The 20,575-nt window shown below is 72.2% G+C and carries 23 protein-coding genes; 10 read left to right on the top strand and 13 right to left on the bottom strand.

All coding sequences use genetic code 11. The features are described 5' to 3' along the window. Nucleotides 1-191 precede the first annotated feature (191 nt). The gene (locus HTZ77_RS12790) at nt 192-410 is read right to left on the bottom strand and encodes a DUF3073 domain-containing protein (protein WP_175589774.1); all 219 of its coding nucleotides are present in this window, start codon (nt 408-410) and stop codon (nt 192-194) included. A gap of 151 nt (nt 411-561) precedes the next feature. Next, nucleotides 562-1,641 carry a Leu/Phe/Val dehydrogenase gene (locus tag HTZ77_RS12795; RefSeq protein ID WP_175589775.1) on the bottom strand — a complete coding sequence of 360 codons (1,080 nt, stop codon included), beginning with the start codon at nt 1,639-1,641 and terminating at the stop codon, nt 562-564. A gap of 107 nt (nt 1,642-1,748) precedes the next feature. Between HTZ77_RS12795 and HTZ77_RS12800 the strand changes: the two genes are divergently transcribed. Then, nucleotides 1,749-2,612, top strand: coding sequence for a hypothetical protein (locus tag HTZ77_RS12800; RefSeq protein ID WP_175589776.1), 864 nt, complete (start codon nt 1,749-1,751; stop codon nt 2,610-2,612). Nucleotides 2,613-2,934: 322 nt separating this feature from the next. Beyond that, nucleotides 2,935-3,138 carry a developmental transcriptional regulator BldC gene (gene bldC / locus HTZ77_RS12805; protein ID WP_013133571.1) on the top strand — a complete coding sequence of 68 codons (204 nt, stop codon included), beginning with the start codon at nt 2,935-2,937 and terminating at the stop codon, nt 3,136-3,138. A 203-nt stretch (nt 3,139-3,341) separates the two neighbouring features. On the opposite strand, the gene HTZ77_RS12810 is transcribed toward bldC, so the two are convergent. Further along, nucleotides 3,342-3,992: a TetR/AcrR family transcriptional regulator gene (locus HTZ77_RS12810; RefSeq protein ID WP_328808561.1), complete on the bottom strand. Its 651-nt coding sequence runs from the start codon at nt 3,990-3,992 to the stop codon at nt 3,342-3,344. 161 nt (nt 3,993-4,153) lie between these two features. On the opposite strand from HTZ77_RS12810, the gene HTZ77_RS12815 reads away from it, so the two are divergent. The 4 genes from HTZ77_RS12815 to HTZ77_RS12830 all read left to right on the top strand — a co-directional run bounded on the left by HTZ77_RS12815 (nt 4,154) and on the right by HTZ77_RS12830 (nt 8,120). After that, nucleotides 4,154-5,194 carry a LacI family DNA-binding transcriptional regulator gene (locus HTZ77_RS12815; protein WP_175589778.1) on the top strand — a complete coding sequence of 347 codons (1,041 nt, stop codon included), beginning with the start codon at nt 4,154-4,156 and terminating at the stop codon, nt 5,192-5,194. 121 nt (nt 5,195-5,315) lie between these two features. Continuing rightward, entirely contained in the window at nt 5,316-5,564 is a 249-nt protein-coding gene (locus tag HTZ77_RS12820; RefSeq protein WP_175589779.1) for a hypothetical protein, read from the top strand. A gap of 64 nt (nt 5,565-5,628) precedes the next feature. Beyond that, on the top strand, nt 5,629-6,513 hold the full coding sequence (locus HTZ77_RS12825) for an N-acetylmuramoyl-L-alanine amidase (RefSeq protein WP_175589780.1): 885 nt from the start codon (nt 5,629-5,631) through the stop codon (nt 6,511-6,513). Further along, a complete protein-coding gene (locus tag HTZ77_RS12830) occupies nt 6,510-8,120 on the top strand; it encodes a beta-N-acetylhexosaminidase (protein ID WP_175589781.1) in 1,611 nt (536 codons plus the stop codon). Before HTZ77_RS12825 ends, HTZ77_RS12830 begins: the two co-directional genes overlap by 4 nt. Nucleotides 8,121-8,155: 35 nt before the next feature. On the opposite strand, the gene HTZ77_RS12835 is transcribed toward HTZ77_RS12830, so the two are convergent. From HTZ77_RS12835 to HTZ77_RS12845, 3 genes are read right to left on the bottom strand one after another with little or no spacing between them, the layout of a single operon-like run. Next, entirely contained in the window at nt 8,156-8,707 is a 552-nt protein-coding gene (locus HTZ77_RS12835) for a GNAT family N-acetyltransferase (RefSeq protein WP_175589782.1), read from the bottom strand. After that, nucleotides 8,704-9,786: a quinone-dependent dihydroorotate dehydrogenase gene (locus tag HTZ77_RS12840; RefSeq protein ID WP_175589783.1), complete on the bottom strand. Its 1,083-nt coding sequence runs from the start codon at nt 9,784-9,786 to the stop codon at nt 8,704-8,706. Before HTZ77_RS12840 ends, HTZ77_RS12835 begins: the two co-directional genes overlap by 4 nt. Nucleotides 9,787-9,792: 6 nt before the next feature. Next, nucleotides 9,793-10,443: a response regulator gene (locus HTZ77_RS12845; protein WP_175589784.1), complete on the bottom strand. Its 651-nt coding sequence runs from the start codon at nt 10,441-10,443 to the stop codon at nt 9,793-9,795. Nucleotides 10,444-10,461: 18 nt separating this feature from the next. Between HTZ77_RS12845 and HTZ77_RS12850 the strand changes: the two genes are divergently transcribed. After that, entirely contained in the window at nt 10,462-10,836 is a 375-nt protein-coding gene (locus tag HTZ77_RS12850) for a tautomerase family protein (RefSeq protein ID WP_175589785.1), read from the top strand. Between the two features lie 9 nt (nt 10,837-10,845). Here the strand turns inward: HTZ77_RS12850 and HTZ77_RS12855 are convergent, their stop codons facing one another. Further along, nucleotides 10,846-11,529 carry a hypothetical protein gene (locus HTZ77_RS12855; RefSeq protein ID WP_175589786.1) on the bottom strand — a complete coding sequence of 228 codons (684 nt, stop codon included), beginning with the start codon at nt 11,527-11,529 and terminating at the stop codon, nt 10,846-10,848. 89 nt (nt 11,530-11,618) lie between these two features. Here HTZ77_RS12855 and lpdA point away from each other — a divergent pair, with 89 nt between their 5' ends. Beyond that, nucleotides 11,619-12,998: a dihydrolipoyl dehydrogenase gene (lpdA, locus tag HTZ77_RS12860; RefSeq protein WP_175589787.1), complete on the top strand. Its 1,380-nt coding sequence runs from the start codon at nt 11,619-11,621 to the stop codon at nt 12,996-12,998. Between the two features lie 55 nt (nt 12,999-13,053). Here lpdA and HTZ77_RS12865 read toward each other — a convergent pair whose 3' ends face one another. Further along, nucleotides 13,054-13,506 carry an anthrone oxygenase family protein gene (locus HTZ77_RS12865; RefSeq protein WP_175589788.1) on the bottom strand — a complete coding sequence of 151 codons (453 nt, stop codon included), beginning with the start codon at nt 13,504-13,506 and terminating at the stop codon, nt 13,054-13,056. Nucleotides 13,507-13,562: 56 nt separating this feature from the next. Continuing rightward, nucleotides 13,563-15,419: a serine/threonine-protein kinase gene (locus tag HTZ77_RS12870; RefSeq protein WP_175589789.1), complete on the bottom strand. Its 1,857-nt coding sequence runs from the start codon at nt 15,417-15,419 to the stop codon at nt 13,563-13,565. Nucleotides 15,420-15,439: 20 nt separating this feature from the next. On the opposite strand from HTZ77_RS12870, the gene HTZ77_RS12875 reads away from it, so the two are divergent. Then, nucleotides 15,440-16,045 carry a GNAT family N-acetyltransferase gene (locus tag HTZ77_RS12875; protein ID WP_175589790.1) on the top strand — a complete coding sequence of 202 codons (606 nt, stop codon included), beginning with the start codon at nt 15,440-15,442 and terminating at the stop codon, nt 16,043-16,045. A 49-nt stretch (nt 16,046-16,094) separates the two neighbouring features. After that, complete coding sequence (locus tag HTZ77_RS12880; RefSeq protein ID WP_175589791.1) at nt 16,095-16,853, top strand: hypothetical protein; 759 nt, start codon at nt 16,095-16,097, stop codon at nt 16,851-16,853. On the opposite strand, the gene HTZ77_RS12885 is transcribed toward HTZ77_RS12880, so the two are convergent. The 4 genes from HTZ77_RS12885 to HTZ77_RS12900 form a co-directional block, all read right to left on the bottom strand. Further along, nucleotides 16,850-17,536 (bottom strand): response regulator, encoded by a 687-nt coding sequence (locus HTZ77_RS12885; protein WP_175589792.1) that lies wholly within the window; start codon nt 17,534-17,536, stop codon nt 16,850-16,852. The genes HTZ77_RS12880 and HTZ77_RS12885 overlap by 4 nt on opposite strands. Beyond that, nucleotides 17,533-18,702: a sensor histidine kinase gene (locus HTZ77_RS12890; RefSeq protein WP_175589793.1), complete on the bottom strand. Its 1,170-nt coding sequence runs from the start codon at nt 18,700-18,702 to the stop codon at nt 17,533-17,535. The genes HTZ77_RS12885 and HTZ77_RS12890 overlap by 4 nt, the downstream gene beginning before the upstream one ends. A 35-nt stretch (nt 18,703-18,737) precedes the next feature. Next, nucleotides 18,738-19,181, bottom strand: coding sequence for a hypothetical protein (locus HTZ77_RS12895; RefSeq protein ID WP_175589794.1), 444 nt, complete (start codon nt 19,179-19,181; stop codon nt 18,738-18,740). 192 nt (nt 19,182-19,373) lie between these two features. After that, on the bottom strand, nt 19,374-20,567 hold the full coding sequence (locus HTZ77_RS12900) for a MarP family serine protease (protein WP_175589795.1): 1,194 nt from the start codon (nt 20,565-20,567) through the stop codon (nt 19,374-19,376). Nucleotides 20,568-20,575 lie beyond the last annotated feature (8 nt).

Below are 20,575 nucleotides of genomic sequence, written 5' to 3' on the forward strand. Positions count from 1 at the left end.
CACCGAACGACACCGTTCATGTCGCCGTTCATGTCGCCGCGAGGCTCGGTGCACGGAGGCGTGGGAGCGCCCGAGGCGCGACGAAAGCCCCACGGACGGGTGTCCGTGGGGCCCTGCACGATGGAACACGCCATCTCACCCGGCGCGGAGAGATCTCGCCGGGTGAGCGGCCGCGTCAACGAGACGAGCGGCTACCGGCGGCCGGAGCGGCCGTCGTCGTCGCTCGTGTAGTCGTCGGCGTAATCGGCATAGCGATCCGCGAGCTCGTCGTTGAGGTCGTCGGAGTCGTCATTGCTGGCGTCTCCGACCCCGAGTTCGTCGCGAAGACGGTCAAGATCCGTGCCACCGCTGTTGTACTTCAGCTGGCGAGCAACCTTGACCTGCTTGGCCTTTGCTCGGCCGCGCCCCATTGGCTCGACCCCCTCATGTGGGGTCGTCCCCGACCCCTCGTCGCTAACGCACCACACGCTGACGCCACCTGACTATGGGCGTCAGCCTATCGTTCGCCTATTACCGTACCTGTTTTGTGCCCAGCTCGGTACGTCGTATGGGCGCGGGGCGTCAGTGGCCCAGCCAAATGGCCCGAATCCGCCCGACTTCCGACATTCTGCGCTCCGCTAGCCTATCGGCTGCGACGGCCGGCGGAACGCCCTCGTCGCTCGCGATCGCGAAAATCTTGAGCGTGGTGTCGTAGATCTTGGCGGCCTTGGCCCTGGCCCGTTCCATGTCGAAACCGCCGATCTCGTCGGCCACCTGGATCACCCCGCCGGAGTTGACCACATAGTCGGGGGCGTACAGGATGCCACGCTCGGCCAGTTGCTTCTCGACGCCGGCGTGCGCGAGCTGGTTGTTGGCCGCCCCGCAGACGATCTTCGCGCGCAGCCGCGCCACGGTGGCGTCGTCGAGGGCGCCGCCCAGCGCGCACGGGGCGAAGACGTCGAGGTCCGCGCCGGTCAGCGCGTCGGCGTCGGCCACGACGTCCACCTCGGGGTGCCGCAGGCGCACGCGCTCCACGGCGCGCTCGTCCACGTCACAGATCACGACGTCGGCGCCGTCCTCGCGCAGCAGCTCGACCAGGCGGTGGCCGACCTTGCCGACACCCTCGACGCCGACCCGCCGGCCGTGCAACGAGGGCGTGCCGTACACCCGCTCGGCCGAGGCGCGCATGCCCTGGAAGACGCCGAAGGCGGTGAGGATGGAGGAGTCGCCGGCGCCGCCCTGGGCGAGCGTGCGGCCGGTCACGAAGCGCGACTCCCGCGAGGCGATGTCCATGTCCTCGCTGTAGGTGCCGACGTCGCAGGCGGTGATGTAGCGCCCGCCGAGCGACTCGACGAAGCGGCCGTAGGCGCGCAGCAGCGCCTCGCTCTTGTCGCGCGAGGGGTCGCCGATGATGACGGCCTTGCCGCCGCCGTGGTCGAGCCCGGCCAGCGCGTTCTTGTAGGACATGCCGCGGGAGAGATTGAGCACGTCGGCGAGCGCGGCCTGCTCGCTCTCGTACGGGTAGAACCTCGTGCCGCCGAGGGCGGGGCCGAGGGCCGTGCTGTGGATGGCGATGATGGCGCGCAGGCCGCTGCGCGGGTCGGCGCAGAAGACGACCTGTTCGTGCGCGTCCTTGTGAGACGGGTCGAAGACGTCGGTCACGGTAGTGACTCCCTGTCCGGTCCGCCGCTCCTTCGCGGCGGGAGATCACCTCTCAGGGTAATGGCCGCAACGGTGCAAGCAGGTTGTCTTCATGACACGATGCCTCCGTGCTGCCCTATGCCGCGTATCTCCGTGTCTACGAGCCGTTGACCGCCTTCCCCGAGAACGAGCGGAAGGCATGGGCCGAGTACGCCGAATCACGTGACCGTCCGCGCCGCGCGAACGCCCTGAACGCCGAGCACGGCGAGTCGATCAGGCGCCTGCTCGGCAGGCCCCCTCACCCGGTTCCCGCCCAGGAGAGCCCCAACGCCTATCTACGGCGCGTGGAGGACCGTCTCTATGTCTGCCCCTGGCAGACGCGGCTGCGCTCGTGGCTCGCGTTCTCACGGCTGCGCGGCGCCACCCCCGCCAAGCTGATGGACCGGCTGGTCCCCAAGGCGATCTCCGACCAGACGGCCGACGACTTCGACAGGTACAAGCGCGCGGCCGGCTCCTCCGCCCTGCGCACCCACATCCGCACCACGGCGTGGCACGTGCCGTCGTCGTGGTTCGTGCCGTTCGACGGCAACGAGCGCTGGCTGGTGCTCGGCGGCGCGGGCCCGGGACAGGACGTGACGACCGCCACGGGGCGCAACCTCATCTACGTCACCTCGATGGCGCAGGCCCGCCGGCGCGCGGCCCGGGCCCTGCAGGTCCTGCGGCGGCACCTGGGCGAGGTGGCGGCGCACATCGACGTGGAGGACGTGGCGCGCTGGCTGGAGGAGTTCCACCCGCATTCGCTGGTGGAACTCGACTACGGCGGGCTGGTGCACCTCATGGACGACGACGCGCTGCAGGCCGACCAGTCGGTGGCGGAGCTGTCGGCCGCCCTCACCGGCCTGGACACGGGTCAAGAAGAGCTTGCCTACGCCATGTATCAGAGGGTCATCCTGCGCTGGAAGTCAATGCAACTTCTGGAATCTGCCAACTGAACCCCAATACAACCGTCTGACCTGCATGAGTAGGTCATGACTAGCGGCTGCTCGCTTCTGCGAACTGAGCAGTTTGCCGTTTTCACTGCGATACCACGAAACGTGTCGCTAGAATCACCGAGCGTGACATCGCCATGGGGGCGGGCAGTTGGGTCAAAGAAGGGCTCGCCAATCGCTCTGCGTGGCGGTATGGTCACTTCGGGTGATGCCGCATATGGGCCAGAAAAGCCGCACGCTTTGGGCCATAGGGGGACATCCGTGACACGCGCACAGGCAGTCACAGGATCGCTGAGCCGGTCCACACGGAGGAGAGGCCGCACAAATGTCAGCTCGTACACCCGAGGCCGAGCCACTGCTCACGCCCGCCGAGGTCGCGACCATGTTCAGGGTCGACCCCAAGACCGTCACGCGGTGGGCCAAGGCGGGCAAGTTGACGTCGATCCGCACCCTCGGAGGACACCGGCGTTACCGGGAGACCGAGGTTCGCGCGCTTCTGGCGGGCATTCCGCAGCAGCGCTCGGAGTAAAGCCGAGGTCGTCACGGACCTCAGGGGGGTTGAAGGGTGGGCCTGGCCGGCGGCCCGGTCCACCACTGTGACGACGGACGTCGCTCTGGGAAGTTGGCGCCGCCCGCCCGGCGCCATTCTTCCGGCCCGCGAGCCCTCCGGGCCGTGAGTCTTCCGGCCCGCGAGCATCACGCTCCGTAAGGGGCGTCCGGCCTCGCGGAGGGTCACCCCGGGCGGTCTCCCGTCAGCGCGTGGAGGAGCCGGGCGGCCTCACCGTCATGGCGTGCGGCGACACCCAGCAGGGCGGTCATGTGCTCCACGAGGAGCCGCTCCAGCTCCGCGCGTCCCATGTCGCGGTGTTCGAGCCAGTCGAGCCCCGCCGTCTCCACCGAGGCGATCCACGACCGCAGCGTCGCCCGGAGCACCGGGCTGGGCTCCGTCACCCGCATCTGCCTCTGCACCAGCAGGAACAACCGCCGGCGCACCCCGTCCACGATCTCGCCGACCTCGTCCGCACGACCGGCCGGGCCGCCGCGCAGCAGCGCCGCGTAGCCCGCCGCGTGCTGCTCCACGAAGTCGAAGTAGCTGGCGAGCCCCGTGGCCAGGTCCTCCAGCGGCCGGCCGTCGCCCTGCGGCACCAGCCGCGACTCCAGCCGCTCCGCCGCGCTCCTCAGCGCGGCCACGTAGAGCTCCTGCTTGCCGCCGAAGTAGTGGTAGACCAGCGCCCGCGAGGCCCCCGCCCGCGCGGCGACGTCGTCGATCGAGACGTGCTCGACGTCACGCCCGCCGAACAGCTCCAGGGCGGCCGCGATCAGTTCCTCGCGGCGACGGTCGACGGTCAGCCTGCGCCGCGCCGGCCGCGTCGTCTCTGTCACAGGCAGCACAGTACAACCAGCCTGATACCCGACCGGATGCGCCATAGCGGACAACTGTCGCCATGGTCAATATGAGGCTTCCCTAACCCCAAGCCGTACCCTGCGGGGAACTCGATCGTTTGGTGAGACAGGTGCCCATCTTCGCATCGCGGGGGAGACACATGTCAGGACCACCCGTCAAGGCTTCCACCATCAACGACCTCCGGGACATACCTCGACCAAGACCCACCATCCGCAACGTCGCCGAACGTGCCGGCGTCTCGAAATCGCTGGTCTCGCTCGTGCTGCGGGGCTCACCGCACGTCAGCGAACACCGGCGGCAGGCCGTGCTCCAGGCCGCCCGCGAGCTCGGCTACCGGCCGAACGCGGTCGCGCGCAGCCTGGTCGAAGGCCGTACCCACCTGGTCGGCGCGCTCGTCGCCGACCTGCACAACCCGTTCTACGCCGAGGTCCTCGACGGCCTCCAGGAGAGCCTGCACGGCGACGGCCTGCGCATGCTCATCGGCAACAGCCAGTGGGATCCCGCGTTCGAGGACGAGGCCGTGGAGGCCTTCCTGGAGCTGCGGGTCGACGGGCTGGTGCTGTTAGGCATCGCGCCGACCAGCGAGACGCTGATGGAGGCCACCTCCTACACCCCGACGGTCGTCGTCGGGGAACGTGACATCGAGCTCGGCGGCGTCGACATCGTGGTCGACGACGACCAGCTCGGCGCCCGCCTGGCCATCGACCACCTGGTGCAGCTCGGTCACAAGCGGATCGCGCACATCGAGGGCGCCCGGCCGACCCGCTGCGAGGGCTACCTCGTGGCGATGCGCCGGCACGCGCTCGCCCCGTACATCATGGTCGAGGCCGCGGAGTCGACCGAGGAGGGCGGGCGCGAGGCCGCGCTCGCGCTGCTGACCCGCGACCCCAGGCCCACGGCGATCTTCGCCGCCACCGACGCGGTGGCGCTCGGCGTGCTCTCCGCCGCGGCCGAGCTCGGTCTCGCCGTGCCGGGCGACCTGTCCGTCGTCGGCTACGACAACACCCACCTGTCCGCCTCGCGCCACATCTCCCTCACCTCCGTCGACCAGCCGCGCCGCGCCATGGGGCGCTCGGCGGCGGCGCTGCTGAGCGACCGCATCGGGGACCCCGCCAAGGTCGCACGGCTGCGCCAGGTCACCCCCGAACTCGTCGTACGGCGCAGCACGGGCCCCGCCTAAGAGCGGCCAAAGCCTCGGTCAACAACACCCGGACCGCCCACCGCCTGGAGGTTTACTCGTCAGGGTCATGCGATGCGCGGCCGTGCACGGTGCGGTCGCGAATCTGATCCGGGGGACAGTCATGCGTGATCCAGAACTGGTTTCCTGCGCCCAGCGCGCCGCGTCGGAACTCGAACGCGCCTGGGCGCAGTGGCGGGCGAGCCGGGGTCGTGCCGGCGACACCGGCGCCGAGTCCGTGGCCAGCTACGTCGCCCACTCCCTCGACCACCCGTGGGGGCGTCCCCGCGTCGTCCTCGGCCTCGACGCCGAGGACGCGCGGGAGCTGGCCGCCCTCCTCCAGCGCCAGGAGGTCGGCGAGCGCGTCTGGTGAGAGCTTCTCCCCGCCTTGGGGGAACGCGTGGGGACACGGCGCGCCGTGACGTAAGTTGGAGTTCATGCGTGCTCTTCCCGTCACCCTTCTCACCGCCTGCGGCCTGCTCGCCACAGCGTGCGGCACGGCCGGCGCGAGCGGCTCCGCGAGCCCCGCCGCCGGCGGCCACGCGGCCGGCGTACCGGCCGGGCAGGTCGCCACCCAGGCCGCCCCCTCGGCGGCCCCGGGAGCCGGGCGGGGAGCCGGCGGGGCGTCGCGCGACCAGGCCACCGGCACGGCCCGGGCCGAGTCGCTGGCCGGCAAGGTCGTGGTCATCGACCCCGGCCACAACGGCGGCAACTACCGCGACCCCAAGGCCGTCAACCGCAAGGTCAACGTGCTGACCCAGTGGAAGGCGTGCGACACCACCGGCACGTCCACCAACGACGGCTACACCGAGGCGGCCTTCTCCTGGGACGTCTCCAACCGGCTGGCCAAGATCCTCAAGAGCAGGGGCGCCACGGTCAAGCTGACCAGGTCCGACAACAACAGCGTGGGCCCGTGCATCACCCAGCGGGCCGCGATCGGCAACCGCGCCAAGGCCGACGCCGCCATCTCCATCCACGGCGACGGCTCCGCGCCCGGCAACCACGGCTTCCACGTGATCATGCCGAAGAAGATCAACGGGCCGGTCGACCCGGTCGTCGGCGACTCGCGCAGGCTCGGCCTCGCCGTCCGCGACGCCTACCACAAGGGCACCGGCGTGCCCTACTCCACCTACATCGGCAGCAAGGCACTCGACTTCCGCTCCGACCTCGGCGGCCTCAACCTCTCGACCGTGCCGAAGGTCTTCATCGAGTGCGGCAACATGCGCAACGCGGCCGAGGCGGCCAAGTTCCGCGACCCGGCGTTCCGGCAGCGGGTCGCGCTGGCGCTGGCCAACGGCATGCAGCACTATCTGCAACCATGATTCCTCGCCCCCGCCTGGTCCGTCACCTGTCCGGCTCCTGCGAGCTGACCCCCGGGTCCGTCGTCTCCGGCCCCACCGAGGCGGCCGACGCCGTCCGCGTGGCGCTGCCGGGGCTCGACCTGCGGCCCGGCGACTCCGGTGACATCGACGTACGGCTCGACCCGGACCTCGGGCCGGAGGCGTACCGGCTGGTCACCGGGTCGCGTGGGGTGGAGATCACGGCGGGCGGCCGGGCCGGGGCCTTCCACGCGGCGCAGACGCTCCACCAGCTCCTGCCCGACGCCTCCTTCCGCGCTCCCGCGGGTCCCGGTCACGGCCGCGGGTGGAGCGTGCCGGGCGTGCGGGTCGAGGACGAGCCGGTGTTCGGCTGGCGCGGGCTGCACCTCGACGTGGCCCGGCACTTCTTCCCCAAGCGCGAGCTGCTGCGCCTGGTCGACCTCATGGCGGCGCACAAGCTGAACCGGCTGCACCTGCACCTCGTCGACGACCAGGGCTGGCGGGTGGAGAGCAGGGCGTACCCGCTGCTGCACGAGGTGGCCTCGCACCGGCCGCGCACGGCGGTCCACCAGCGGGGCGAGCCGGAGCTCTACGACGAGGTCCCGCACGGCGGCCACTACACGCTGGACGACCTGGCCGAGATCGCCGCCTACGCGCGGGCCCGTGAGGTCGTGGTCGTGCCGGAGATCGACGTGCCCGGCCATGCCTCGGCCGTCCTGGCCGCCTACCCGGAGCTGGGCGCCACCGGCGAGCGGTACGACGTGCTCGACCGCTGGGGCATCTCCCCCGCGATCCTGTCGCCCCTGCCGCCCACGGTCGAGTTCCTGACCACGATCTTCGACGAGCTGATCGGCGCCCTCGGCCCGACCCCGTTCGTCCACATCGGCGGCGACGAGGTGGTGCTCGACCACTGGACGGCCTCGGCCGAGATCGACGCCTACCGCGCGTCGCTGGGACTGGAGTCGATGCCCGCGCTCCAGGCGTGGTTCCTGCGACGGCTGGCCGACGCGCTGGCCGAGCGGGGCGCGCGAGCCGTGGTGTGGGACGAGGCGTTCGTCAGCGGCGAGCTGCGGCCCGACACGGTGGTCATGCCGTGGCGCGGCATGGGCGTCGGCCGCCGGGCCGCCGCGGCCGGTCACGACGTGGTGGCCACGCCGGTGTTCCCGCTCTACTTCGACTACGCGGAGTCGACGTCGCCGGAGGAGCCGGCGGCGATCGGCGACACGATCACGGTGGCGGACGTGGCGGCGTTCGTCCCCGCCCCGGCGGAGTGGACGGACGAGGAGCGCTCGCGGGTGCTCGGCGCGCAGGCCCAGCTCTGGACCGAGCGGATCGCCGACGCCCGCACGCTGGACTACCGGATCTGGCCGCGGGCGTGCGCCCTGGCCGAGGTCACGTGGGGCGGCCGGGCCGGGCCGGACTTCGCCGACCGGCTCCAGGCCCACCTCGGGCGGCTGGACGCGCTCGGCGTGGAGTACCGGCCGCCGGCCGGGCCGCGGCCGTGGCAGCGGCGCCGGCCGTACCGGGCGGGCGCCGTGCGGGTCGCCGACGTCATGGACCGGCTGGAGAGCATGACCCACGACGCGGAGTCCACCCGGCCCAGCGTCTAGGCCCGCCTCCGGGCCCGCTCAGCCTGCGGGCCGGCTCAGAGCTTGGGCGGGCGGTCGTTGAGGACGCGCTGGAAGAGGCGGTGGTCGCGCCACTCGCCGTCGATGTGGATGTAGCGCGGCGCGACGCCGTACACCTCGAAGCCCGCCTTCTCCAGCACCCGCTGGGAGGCCACGTTGTGCAGCAGCGTGGCCGCCTCGACCCGGTGCAGGCCCAGCCGCTCGCCGGCGTCGCGGCAGACCTCCATGACGGCGCCGGTGGCCAGGCCGCGGCCGGTGTACTCGGCGTCGAGCCAGTAACCGAGCGCGCCACTGGCGAAGGCGCCGTACACGATGTTGTTGAGGTTGACGCAGCCGACGATCCGGTCGCCGTCGGCCAGCACCCACGGCATGGTCCGGCCGGCGCGGCACTGCTGGAGCTGCGCCTCCAGCCGCTCCGTCTGGCCGGTCAGGGTGAAGAACGTCTCGGGCCGGCGAGGGTCCCAGGGGCGCAGGTGCTCGCGGTTGCGCACGAAGGCGTCGGTGAGCGCCTGGGCGTCGCCCTCGGCGACGGGACGCAGGACGACGCCGCCGCCCAGGAGGGTCGTCATCGTGCGGCCTCCGAGGTGCCGGTGGCCGGCGCGGTGCGGCCGATGACGTCGGCGATCGAGGTGAAGCCGTGGCGGCGGACCCGGCGCGAGAGCTGCCGGTGGATGGTGGAGGCCCACAGCGGCCCGCCGTACACCCAGCCGGTGTAGCCCTGCACCAGCGTGGCCCCGGCGAGCAGCCGCTCCCACACGTCGTCCACGTCCTCGACGCCGCCGACCGAGACGAGCGTGAGGCGGTCGCCCACGCGGGCCCGCAGCCGCCGCAGCACCTCCAGCGAGCGCGCCTTGAGCGGACGGCCCGACAGCCCGCCGGTCTCGCCGCCGTGCCTGATCGTGGTGTTGGTCGCGATGATGCCGTCGAGGCCGAGCTCCAGGGCCAGATCGGCGACCGCGTCCACGTCCTCGTCGGCGAGGTCGGGGGCGATCTTCACCAGCAGCGGGGTGCGGCGCGGGGTGCCGTCGGCGACCTCCTTGACCGCGGTGAGCAGCGGGCGCAGCAGCGAGACGGCCTGCAGGTCGCGCAGGCCCGGCGTGTTGGGCGAGCTGACGTTGACGACGAGGTAGTCGGCCAGCGGCGCGAGCTGCCTCGCGCCGGCGACGTAGTCGGCCGCCGCCCCGGACTCCGGCACCACCTTGGTCTTGCCGATGTTGACGCCGACCACCACCGGCACCCCGCGTACGCGGCGCAGGCGGCGCGCGGCGGCGGCGGCCCCGGCGTTGTTGAAGCCCATGCGGTTGATGACCGCCCGCTCGCGCACCAGCCGGAACAGGCGGGGCCGTGGGTTGCCGGGCTGGCCGTGGGCGGTGATCGTGCCGACCTCCACGTGGCCGAAGCCGAGCGCGGCGGCTCCCTCGGCGCACGCGGCGTCCTTGTCGAAGCCGGCCGCGAGCCCGAGCGGGCCTGGGAAGTGGACGCCGAACGCGCTGACGCGCAGTGCGGGGTCGTGGGGCGCCAACGCCTTGTGGAGCAGCCGCTTGACCAGCGGCAGCGCCGACAGCAGCGCGAGCGCGCGAACAGTGAGGTGGTGCACGGCCTCGGCGTCGAAGCGACGCAAGACCTGCGAGAACACGAGGCGATACATCAGGGCTCAGGCTACCAAGCCGGCCTCGTGGGCGATGATCGCGGCCTGTACGCGATTGCGCACGTCCAGGCGGGTGAGGATCGCGCTGACGTACGCCTTCACCGTGCCCTCCACGACGTGCAGCCGCCTGGCGATCTCCGCGTTGGACAGGCCGGAGCCGAGCAGCGCGAGCACCTCCCGCTCCCGCTCGGTGAGCGCCGCCACCCGGTCGCGGGCCACGGCGCCGCGCGACACCCGTCCGGCGGCGAGCTGCGTGATGACGCGCTGGGCCACCCTCGGCGACAGGTACGCGGCGCCCCCCGCGACGGCGTGGATCCCGGCGATCAGCTCCCGAGGGTCTCCCGACTTCAGCAGGAAGCCGCTGGCGCCCACGTCGATGGCCCGGGCGATGTAGTCGTCCTCGCCGAACGTGGTGAGCATCACCACGGCCGTCCCCGGCGCCGCCCGGCGGATCTCGGCCGCCGCGGCCAGGCCGTCCAGGACGGGCATGCGGATGTCCAGCAGGGCCACGTCCGGGTGGTGGCTGATGGCCAGGTCGACCGCCTCCCGGCCGTCGTCCGCCTCGGCGACCACGTCGAGCGACGGGTCGGCGGCGAGGATCGCCCGCACACCGGCCCGGATCATGGCCTCGTCGTCGGCCAGCAGCAACCGGATCATCCCCCTATAGTGGCGCACATGGCACAGGTGAAGCTCTACGGGCGGCGTGACGTGTGGGCGGAGCGGCGGCGCGAGGTGTCGGACCTCGTCCACTCCTGCCTGGTCGAGGCGTGGGGACTGCCCGAGGACAAGAGGTTCCACCGGTTCCTGCTGCTGGACGCCGACGACCTGATCTGCCCCCAGCGCGGCGACGGCTACCTGATCATCGAGGTGCTCTGCTTCACCGGCCGCAGCGACGAGGCCAAGCGGGCGCTCATCCGCGCGCTCTACGACCGGCTGCCCTACCCGGCCGAGGACGTGGAGATCACCATCGTGGAGATGCCCAAGGTCAACTGGGGGATCCGCGGGGTGCCGGCGGACGAGCTGGCCCTGACGTACAAGGTGGACGTGTAGCCACGGGCGTCAGCCCAGGGTGCCGAGGACCACGGCGCCCGCGCCGATCGCCAGCGCCAGCGGGACGGCCCACCACCGGGGCGCGGGCCCCTCGCGCAGGACCCTCACCCCGTACGGCACCAGCGCCACGCACAACCCCCCGACGGCCAGGACCGACATCGGGCCGGTGCCCTTGAGCACCCCGATCGGCAGCGCCGTCATCAGCCCGAGGGCGACGCTCCGCACGGGGCCCAGCGTCCCGGTCCGCCACAGGCCGGCGGCCAGCACGGTCCACCCGGCGAACACCACCACGTTGAACGGCTGGAAGACGTGGAACGCGCCGTAGGCGGCGGCCACGGCCCGCTGCGCGGCGGCCAGGCCCTGGACGTCCACGAGCTGGAGGGCCAGGTGGCTCACCCCGGCGTGGAAGGCCCGGGCGAACAGGCCGGACAGCACCATCGCGCCGCCCCAGAGCACCAGCCGGGAGCCGGGCGAGCGGCGCACCAGCCCGAGCACCCCGGGCCACAGCAGCGCGCCGCCGAGGGCGAAGCACCCGTACGAGGCGGACATCAGAGCGGGCGCGTCGGCGAAGGCCGCGAGCTGGGCCGGGAAGAACCCGTCGTACCCGATGCGGAGCAGCACGCCGGCGAGCATGAGGACGGGCGCGAGGGTCAGGCTGACGCCTTCGGCCCAGCGTCCGGGGAAGTCGGTCATGATCCGATCCAAGCCGCCGACAGGCGCCGTTTCACTGGGGCAGGGGCGAGGGTCAGGGGTAGACCTGGGTGGACGGTATGGTCCGACTCATGAGCACTCACTATGACGTCGTCGTTCTCGGCGCGGGTCCCGGAGGGTACACGGCCGCGGTCCGCGCCGCCCAGCTCGGGCTGCGCGCAGCGGTCATCGAGGAGAAGTACTGGGGTGGCGTCTGCCTGAACGTGGGCTGCATCCCCTCCAAGGCGCTGCTGCGCAACGCGGAGCTGGCTCACATCTTCCACAACGAGGCCAAGACCTTCGGCATCAGCGGCGAGGTCACCTTCGACTACGGAGCCGCCTTCACGCGCAGCCGCAAGGTGGCGGACGGCCGGGTCAAGGGCGTCCACTACCTGATGAAGAAGAACGCCATCACGGAGTACGACGGCCGCGGCACCTTCCTGGACCCCAACTCGATCCAGGTGAACGGCGAGACGATCACGTTCGACCACTGCATCATCGCCGCCGGCGCCACCACCCGGTTGATCCCCGGCACGTCGCTGTCGGAGCGCGTGGTGACGTACGAAGAGCAGATCATGACCGGCGAGCTGCCGGGCAGCATCATCATCGCGGGCGCGGGCGCGATCGGCGTGGAGTTCGCGTACGTGCTGCACAACTACGGCGTCAAGGTGACGATCGTGGAGTTCCTCGACCGGATGGTCCCGCTGGAGGACGAGGAGGTGTCGGCGGAGCTGGCCAAGCGGTACAAGCGGCTGGGCATCGAGGTCCTCACCTCCACCCGGGTGGACGCCATCGACGACACGGGCTCCTCCGTCAAGGTCACCGTGACGCGTGACGGTCAGCAGCAGGTGCTGGAGGCCGACAAGGTGCTGCAGGCGATCGGCTTCCAGCCGCGCGTCGACGGCTACGGCCTGGAGAAGACCGGCGTGGCCCTCACCGACCGGGGCGCCATCGCGATCGACGGCCGCTGCCGGACGAGCGTGCCGCACATCTTCGCCATCGGCGACGTCACGGCCAAGCTCATGCTGGCCCACGCCGCCGAGTCCATGGGCATCATCGCGGCCGAGACCATCGGCGGCGCGGAGACCATGGAGCTGGACTACGTGATGATCCCCCGGGCGACGTACTGCCAGCCGCAGGTGGCCAGCTTCGGCTACACCGAGACGCAGGCCCGCGACCTCGGCTACGACGTGAAGGTGGCCAAGTTCCCCTTCACCGCCAACGGCAAGGCCCACGGCCTCGGCGACAGCGCGGGCTTCGTCAAGGTCATCAGCGACGGCAAGTACGGCGAGCTGCTCGGCGCCCACCTCATCGGCCCCGAGGTCACGGAGCTGCTGCCGGAGCTGACGCTGGCCCAGCAGTGGGACCTGACGGTGCACGAGGTCGCCCGCAACGTCCACGCCCACCCGACCCTGGGCGAGGCGGTCAAGGAGGCGATCCACGGCCTGGCCGGCCACATGATCAACATGTAGGACCGATGACTGAGGAGATCGGTACGGCCCTCGCCGTACCGATCGTGCCCGGCGGCTAGACCAGGACGAGCGCCACGCCGGCCAGCACGAGGGCGGCGACGCACGACAGGCTGCGCACGTGGTTCCACGTCGTCCAGCGCGGCGCGTACGCGGACCAGTCCAGGCCGCCCGCCTCCAGCGCGTTGTTCATCGGCACGTTGAGCACCGCCGTCGTCGCCAGCGTGCCGAGCAGGTAGACGGCCGCCGCCGCCAGGAAGAGGACTCCCGCCGAGGTGGCGCCGTCGACGAGCAGGAGCACCCCGGTCACCAGGGACGCCACGGGCGCCAGCAGGAAGACCGGCAGGAACAGCGGGTTGAGGATCTTCGTGTTGATGCTCCGCATGGCCGCCGTGGCCTGGGCCGGCTCGATGGCGCCGAAGGCGGGCATGATCGTGGTCGAGAAGACGTAGAAGAGCCCCGCCATGAGCCCGTTGAACAGCAGGGAGATGATCGCGAAGACCGTGGACATGTCCCGATGATCCCAGTCTTCCGACGGGACGGCCACCGGGTGTCCCGCTCGCCGTCCTACCAGGTGACGGTGGGACTCTCCTTGCCGCCGCCCCACAGGGGTGTGCCGGCGGCCTTCCACCGCTGGCGCACGTCCTGGAGCTGCCCGACCCTGGCCACGTGGGCCTTGAACGGGCCGCACATGGCGACGCCGGTGGCCGCGGGTGCGAGGTTCTTGCAGATGAACGGCTGCGTGGTGACGTGTTCGGCTTCGGTGTTGTAGAGCTGCAGGTGGATGTTCCACTCGCCCGGCGCGGCCTTCCTGAGCCTGCCCTTCATGAAGATCGTGTCGCCCATCACGGCGATGCACGGCGACATCAACGCGCGCGTGCCGGGGCCCGCGGAGATCCAGGAGCGGCACTGCCAGTCCGGCGTCGTGCCCCGGCCCGGGGTGTCCGTCTCCGTGTCGTCGTCGGGCTTGTCCTCGTCCGTCTCGTCGGTGGCGCTCGGTTTGGGCGAGGTGACGCGCTTGGTCGGGCCGGGGGCCGGTTCGTGGGTGGTGGTCTTCGTCTTCGGCTGGGTGGACGGGGGGTCGGCGGGCTCGGCGGTGGTGCTGTCACTCACCTTGCGGGCCGTGCCCCCCTTGTGCTCGTCACGCTTCCCGGTGCCCGAGGTGGTGACGGGTGTCGTGGGGGTGGACTGGACGACGGCGAGGGGCGGGTGGGACGCGGAGTCCTCGGCCATCACGGCGCCGGGTGAGCGCCAGGGGGCCACGTAGGCGACGGCCGCGGCGCTGACCGCCAGGGCCGCGGCGGCGGCGGAGAGCACGACCACCCGCCTGCGCGAGCGCCGCTCCGGACCGCGCCCGGGGCCTCCTGGAGCGGCGGGTCCTCCAGGGCCGGCCGGTACGGCCATGGGCGAGGACGGGACGGGCGGATCGGCCGAGCCGGCCTGGGAAGGCGCGGTCGGGCCGGTCTGAGACCCGGTCGTGCCGGTCGGAGCGGATGGGGAGGCGGCGGGCGCGGGTGGGATCTGCGGGCTCAGCGGGCTCAGCGGCTCGGAGGTGACCGACGGCGCCTCGCTCCGCGCCACCGGCGGAAGCGCCGCGAGACCCGCCAGCGCGGGCGCGGCCTCGCGCAGCGCCGCCAAGACCTCCGCCGCGGCGGGACGCGTGGCCGGGTCCTTGGCCGCGCACGCCGAGATGATCGCCCACAGCGGGTCGGGCATCCCGGGCAGCCGCCGGGGCGCGGCCATCGCGTGCTGCCGGATCAGCACCATCGGGTGCTCCCCCACGAACGGCGGACGCCCGGCGAGGAGCTCGTACAGGATCAGCCCGAGGGCGTACACGTCCACGGCGGGCGTCGCGGCGTCGCCGTCGGCCACCTCGGGCGCCAGGTACACCGGCGTGCCGATGACGGCGCTGGTCTGGGTGATCCCGGGGCCGTGCAGGATGCGGGCCACCCCGAAGTCCGTGAGCCGCACCTGTCCGGTGGCCCGGTCGAGCAGGACGTTGCCCGGCTTGACGTCGCGGTGGACGACGCCGATCTCGTGCGCGGCAGCCAGCGCCCCGGCGATCTGTGCCAGCAGCGCCGCCGCCTCCGCCGGTGGCAGGGTGCCGCGCCGCTGGATCAGCGCGCGCAGGTCGCCGCCCTCGACGAGGTCCATCACCAGGGCCAGGCGCTCGCCCTCGACGACGAAGTCGCGGACCGTGACGATGTTGGGATGGCGTAAGGTGCGCATCACCTGACGTTCCTGGATGAAGCGCAGCACCAGGTCCTGGTCGGCGGCGAGGCCGTCACGCAGCAGCTTGACCGCGACGACGTCGCCGGAGTCCCGGTGCCGCGCCCGCCAGACGGTGCCCATGCCGCCGGCGCCGATCTCGTCCAGGAGCACGTACCCGCTGCCCAGCGAAACCTCGGGCCCGTCCGCCTTCAACCGCTTTCCCCCTCCGGAAGATGGAGATCACAATAGCCAGGAAGATCCGCCTCCAGATAGATGGAGGCGAACCGCCCCTCCCGATCACGTCCATCGCGACCGATCGGTTCGATCTGCTCCCGCTGACCGTCGGGCACGCCGCCGAGATGGCCGCGGTCCTCGCCGATCCCGCCCTGCACGCGTTCATCGGCGGCGAGCCGCTGGACGAGGACGCCCTGCGGGCCCGCTACGCCCGCCTGGCCGCCGGGTCGCCGGATCCGGCCGTGTCGTGGCTCAACTGGGTGATCCGGGTACGCAACGAGGGCCGGCTGGCCGGCACCGTACAGGCCACCGTCCAGCACACGGGGCCCATGGCCGAGGTCGCGTGGGTGGTCGGCACCCCGTGGCAGGGACGCGGCGTCGCGACCGAGGCCGCGCGCGGGCTCGTCGCCTGGCTGCGGGCGGCCGGGGTGCGTACGGTCGTCGCGCACATCCATCCCGGCCACGCGGCGTCGGCCGCCGTGGCGGCCGCCGCCGGCCTCTCCCCCACGGACGTGTGGCAGGACGGCGAGATCCGCTGGACGACGCCGCCGGAACCAGCGGAACGCCCGGATCGTCCCACTCAGGCACAACCCAGTGACTCCTGAGATCTGAGAGGCCCCAGTGGTGTCAGTGTCAGGCCGTACGTTATCCGCAGTGCTTTCGGTGCTCTCGACGGCGAGCGCCATCCTTCTCATGAACGTCTCGCCCGCCCTGGGCGAGTCCCCCGTCCCGGTCGAGGCCCGCTCCGCCGTCCTGGCGCAGTCCCCGACCGCGAGCGCCCCCGACGAGCCCGTCTGCGTCCGCGTCAAGGGCGCGGCGGCGTGCGTGGGCCCGGACGGCAGCGACCGGCCCGGGATCACCATCGAGGACACGGCGCCGGACAAGCTCCACGCCGTGGTCGAGTACCACCTCGACGGCTACCTCGGCACGAAGTACGTCATCCACAACCTCGGCCGCGAGGGCGACATCCGCGGCAGCCGCGGGATCGGCTCGGTCGTCACCTTCCGGGCCTCGGTCTACCAGGGCGGCCACCGCGTCAGGACCAGCCGCTGGAAGACGGTCCGCGACGCCACGAAGTACCCGGTGCGCAGGGAGACCCGCGTCACCCCGGCCTCGGCCCGGGCCCGCTCGCAGGTGTGCACCTCGACGCGGAACGCGGCCACGCTCTGCTTCTCCGGCAAGAAGGGCGGGAACACGGTGGTCTTCGTCTGCGACACGCGCGCCGACGAGTACCAGGCCCGCGCGGAGTACTTCGTCGGCGGCGACCCGACGGCCCGCTTCGAGATCCACCAGCTCGCCGGTCAGAACACCTGCGGCAAGGCCGAGCACGGCGGCGTGACGATGAGCATGTACCGCGCGTCCCTGTTCGACGAGAGCCACCGGGTCGCCACGCAGCTCTACAAGTACCACTAGGCGGGCGGCGGCCCGGCCCGGCCCGCGGGCCGGACCAGGCCGCTCTCGTACGCGAGGATGACGAGCTGGACCCGGTCGCGCACGCCGAGCTTCGCGATGGCCCTGGTGATGTGGGTCTTGGCGGTGAGCGGGCTGATGACCAGGCGCTCGGCGATCTGGACGTTGGACAGCCCGAGGGCCACGAGCCGGACCGCCTCCAGCTCCCGCGCGGTGAGGGCGGCCAGCCGCTGCCCGTCGCCGGGAGCCGGGTCCTGCCGGTGGGCGAACTGCTCGATCACGCGGCGGGTGACGCCCGGGGACAGCAGGGCGTCGCCCGCCGCGACGGCGGCGACCGCTCGGCGCAGCTCGGCGGGCTCGACCTCCTTGGTGAGGAAGCCGCTGGCCCCGGCGCGCAGCGCCGCGAAGACGTGCTCGTCGGTGTCGAACGTGGTCAGGATGACCACCCGGCAGGCGGACCCGGCGGGGCCGGTGAGGATGCGCCGGGTGGCGGTGATGCCGTCGCCGCCCGGCATGCGGATGTCCATGAGGACGACGTCGGGCCGGGTGCTCGCCGCCAGAGCCACCGCCTCCTCCCCGGTGGCGGCCTCGCCGACGACCGTGATGTCCCGGGAACGGGCCAGCAGGCTGCGGAACCCGGCCCGGACGAGCGCCTGGTCGTCGGCGAGCAGCACCTTGATCGTCATGCCTTCCAGCCTGCCACGGGGATCTCGGCCCGCACCGCGAAGCCGCCCTGCACGGGCCCCACGGTGACGCAGCCCCCGAGCGCGCTCACCCGCTCCCACATGCCGATCAGGCCGTGCTTCTCCCTGATCCCGGCGCCGTCGTGGCCGCCCCGGCCGTTGTCCGCGACCTCGACGGTGACGATCCGAGCCCCGTACTCGACCGTCACCTCGACCTTGGACGCCCTCGCGTGCTTCAGCGTGTTGGTCAGCGCCTCCTGGACGACGCGGTGGACGGCCACGGCCGGCGCGGCCGGGACGGACGAGGGGTCGCCGCGCTCGTCGAGGACCACGTCGAGTCCGGCGGCCCGGGCGTCGGCGGCGAGCGTGTGCAGGGCGGCCAGATCGGGCTGGGGAGCGATGTCGCCGGCGCCGTCACGCAGGACGCCGATCAGCGAGGCGAGGTCGGCCATCGCGCGGTTCCGGACGTTCTGCGCCAACCGCAGCGCGGCGGCCGCCTCGTCCGGGGCCTCCTGCAGCGTGTCGGCGGCGACGTTGAGCTGGACACCGACGACCGCCAGGGTGTGGGCGACGATGTCGTGGACCTCTCGGGACACCCGCAACCGCTCCTCGGCGTCGCGGGCGCGGCCATCGCTCTCCTGCAGCCGCTCCCGCCAGCGCGCGACGCTCGCGTACGAGAGACCACCGGCGATGAGGATCACCAGCAGCAGCCCCTCTCCGGCGATGTGGGTGACGAAGCGGCCGACGTCCCAGTCGGCGGCAGGCCAGAGGCCGACGACCGCGTAACCGAGCTGGGCGACGCCGATGAGCGTCACCCACCGCACGTGCCGGGTGGTGGCGGCGCTGAAGTACGCGGCCGACGCCGGCCAGATCCAGCCGCCCTCGAAGGAACTCCCGGAGCGGTAGACGAAGATCGCGACGATGGACAGCAGAAGAACGGTCATGGGCAGGCGGCGCCGCACGAACATCAGCCCCCCGAGGAACAGCACGAACGGCACCAGGCCGTCCCACGGCGCTCCGCGGACCTCGGCGGCCATGGCGCCGGTGAAGACGCCGACCACGGTGAGCACGGCGAGTGCGGCGTCCCCGAGCCTGGCCGCGTGCCGGACCGGGGCCGGTTGCCGCGGGGCGAGGACCGCTGCCTGTCGCGGTGGGGGGATCGCGGCCAACCGGATGAACCTTTCTGCGTGGGTGACCAGGCGGGTCAGACGTGGGTGACCAGGAGGGTCACGCCCATCTCGTCGCCGCAGCTCACCATGATGGGGCCGACGCCGTAGCCGATCTGACGGGCGAGGGTGGCCTTCGCCACGAATCCTTCAGGATTGTCGTCGATGATGCGGATGTTGGTCAGGGTCGGCCTCTGGATGACGCCGCCGATCACCTCCTTGAGCTTCTGGCCTCCCCCGCAGTTGCCGGTGATCGTGATCTCCTGGCCCCGCCTGGTCGTGGGGTTGGGGCTGACCTGGACCACCGCCCTGGCGCCCTTCGGCGGCTTCGGCGCGGCCGTCGTGGCGGCGGCGTCGGCGGGACCCGTCGTGGCGGCGGCGGGACCCGTCCGGTCGGCGGCGGACGCGCCGGCGGCTCCCTGCCCCAGCAGGCCCGCCGTCAGGATCAGCCCGGCGACGGTGGCGATCGATGCCCTCTTCAAGATGATTCCTCCGTGAATGCGACGTGCGTGGGCGATCCCCGCTCGGAGATCGCCGGCGCAACGCTAGGGCGGGCCACGGCGGCGGCGCGTCCTCCCTCGGCCGTCACTTGAGGGCGCACCATCCGGAGTACGGGCTACGCCGGATGGTGCAGCCGACATCGCCGCTCCACCGGATGGTGCAGCCGGGCCGGGCTAGTCGCACCCGCGGGTGCCGGCGGGCGTGGTGGCGGTGGCGGCCATGCGGGCGTCGGCGGACACTTCCGAGGCGGTCAGCGCGTACGCCGTCTCCGCCTGGCCGGTCACGGCGGCGAAGACGACGCCCAGCACCTGGCCGCCGGGGGTGAGCAGCGGCCCGCCGGAGTTGCCGGGCCGGACCAGGCCGCGGATGAGGTAGACGTCCCGCGTCACGTCGACCTCGCGGTAGATGTCGGGGATGATGGCCGTCTTCCGGGCGGCGATCCTGGCCGGGCTCGGCGCGTACCCCTGCCCCTGGGGGTAGCCGGCCACGATGGCGTCGCCGCCCTTGGCGGCCTCGCCGTGGAAGGCGAGCGGCGGCAGGCCGGCGTTCGGCACGTAGAGGACCGCGACGTCGCGCCGCGGGTTGAAGCGCACCACCGTGGCCGGGCGCGACTGCCCGGTGTGGTCGATGATCTGGAGCGCGGTGTCCACGCCCGCGACGACGTGCGCGTTCGTCATGACGTGGTCGGGCGCGAACACGAACCCGGTGCCCTCGATCTGCTTGTTGCAGGAGCGCGCGGTGCCCCGCACCTGCACGATGCCCGGACGCGCCTGCTGGAGCCCGGCGGCGTTCAGCACGGCGGGGTCGGGCGCGCGCACGTCGACGGTGGCGTCGCCCCTGATGGCGTCGAGCACCGGCGGGAATTCGGACCGGTCGATGAATTTCTTGAACGGTTTCTGCCAGGCGCGCACGCCGTCGGGCATCGCGTGGTCGACGGCCGACAATAACAGCGAGCCGCGAATCTGTTCCACGACCGGCGCGAATGCGCTGGAGACCAGCAGGCTGCCCACCATCCAGGAAATGACGAGCACGGACAGGACCCCGGCTATTGTGCCGCCCACCGCGTCCAGCAGCCTGGCCCGCTGTTGTTCCTGCACATAGGAGCGCACCACGGCGCCCAGCGTGGAGCAGACGAGCTGGCCCAGTATGGCCGCGACCAGCACGACCACGACCGCGACCAGGATCTGCATGAGGTCGCCGTCGACCAGTGCCGCGGCGACGGGCGGCGCGACGAAGACGCCGAACACGCACCCGCCGACGAAACCGACGAAACTCATCACCCCGAGGACGAATCCCTGCCGGTAACCCGAGACGCCGAATCCGATCGCCATGGCGAGCAGAACGAGATCCAGAAGATCACCACGCACGCGGCAAG

The sequence above is a fragment of the Nonomuraea montanisoli genome, from assembly GCF_013363975.1.
Classification (GTDB): Bacteria; Actinomycetota; Actinomycetes; order Streptosporangiales; family Streptosporangiaceae; genus Nonomuraea; species Nonomuraea montanisoli.

What these genes read in the sequence shown, in the direction of transcription:
- HTZ77_RS12825 (WP_175589780.1), top strand. Translation starts at nt 5,629, where the DNA reads ATGCGTGCTCTTCCCGTCACCCTTCTCACCGCCTGCGGCCTGCTCGCC.
- HTZ77_RS12835 (WP_175589782.1), bottom strand. Translation starts at nt 8,707, where the DNA reads ATGACGACCCTCCTGGGCGGCGGCGTCGTCCTGCGTCCCGTCGCCGAG.
- HTZ77_RS12885 (WP_175589792.1), bottom strand. Translation starts at nt 17,536, where the DNA reads ATGACGATCAAGGTGCTGCTCGCCGACGACCAGGCGCTCGTCCGGGCC.
- HTZ77_RS12815 (WP_175589778.1), top strand. Translation starts at nt 4,154, where the DNA reads ATGTCAGGACCACCCGTCAAGGCTTCCACCATCAACGACCTCCGGGAC.
- bldC (WP_013133571.1), top strand. Translation starts at nt 2,935, where the DNA reads ATGTCAGCTCGTACACCCGAGGCCGAGCCACTGCTCACGCCCGCCGAG.
- lpdA (WP_175589787.1), top strand. Translation starts at nt 11,619, where the DNA reads ATGAGCACTCACTATGACGTCGTCGTTCTCGGCGCGGGTCCCGGAGGG.
- HTZ77_RS12845 (WP_175589784.1), bottom strand. Translation starts at nt 10,443, where the DNA reads ATGATCCGGTTGCTGCTGGCCGACGACGAGGCCATGATCCGGGCCGGT.
- HTZ77_RS12865 (WP_175589788.1), bottom strand. Translation starts at nt 13,506, where the DNA reads ATGTCCACGGTCTTCGCGATCATCTCCCTGCTGTTCAACGGGCTCATG.
- HTZ77_RS12820 (WP_175589779.1), top strand. Translation starts at nt 5,316, where the DNA reads ATGCGTGATCCAGAACTGGTTTCCTGCGCCCAGCGCGCCGCGTCGGAA.
- HTZ77_RS12830 (WP_175589781.1), top strand. Translation starts at nt 6,510, where the DNA reads ATGATTCCTCGCCCCCGCCTGGTCCGTCACCTGTCCGGCTCCTGCGAG.
- HTZ77_RS12875 (WP_175589790.1), top strand. Translation starts at nt 15,440, where the DNA reads ATGGAGATCACAATAGCCAGGAAGATCCGCCTCCAGATAGATGGAGGC.
- HTZ77_RS12840 (WP_175589783.1), bottom strand. Translation starts at nt 9,786, where the DNA reads ATGTATCGCCTCGTGTTCTCGCAGGTCTTGCGTCGCTTCGACGCCGAG.
- HTZ77_RS12790 (WP_175589774.1), bottom strand. Translation starts at nt 410, where the DNA reads ATGGGGCGCGGCCGAGCAAAGGCCAAGCAGGTCAAGGTTGCTCGCCAG.
- HTZ77_RS12855 (WP_175589786.1), bottom strand. Translation starts at nt 11,529, where the DNA reads ATGACCGACTTCCCCGGACGCTGGGCCGAAGGCGTCAGCCTGACCCTC.
- HTZ77_RS12850 (WP_175589785.1), top strand. Translation starts at nt 10,462, where the DNA reads ATGGCACAGGTGAAGCTCTACGGGCGGCGTGACGTGTGGGCGGAGCGG.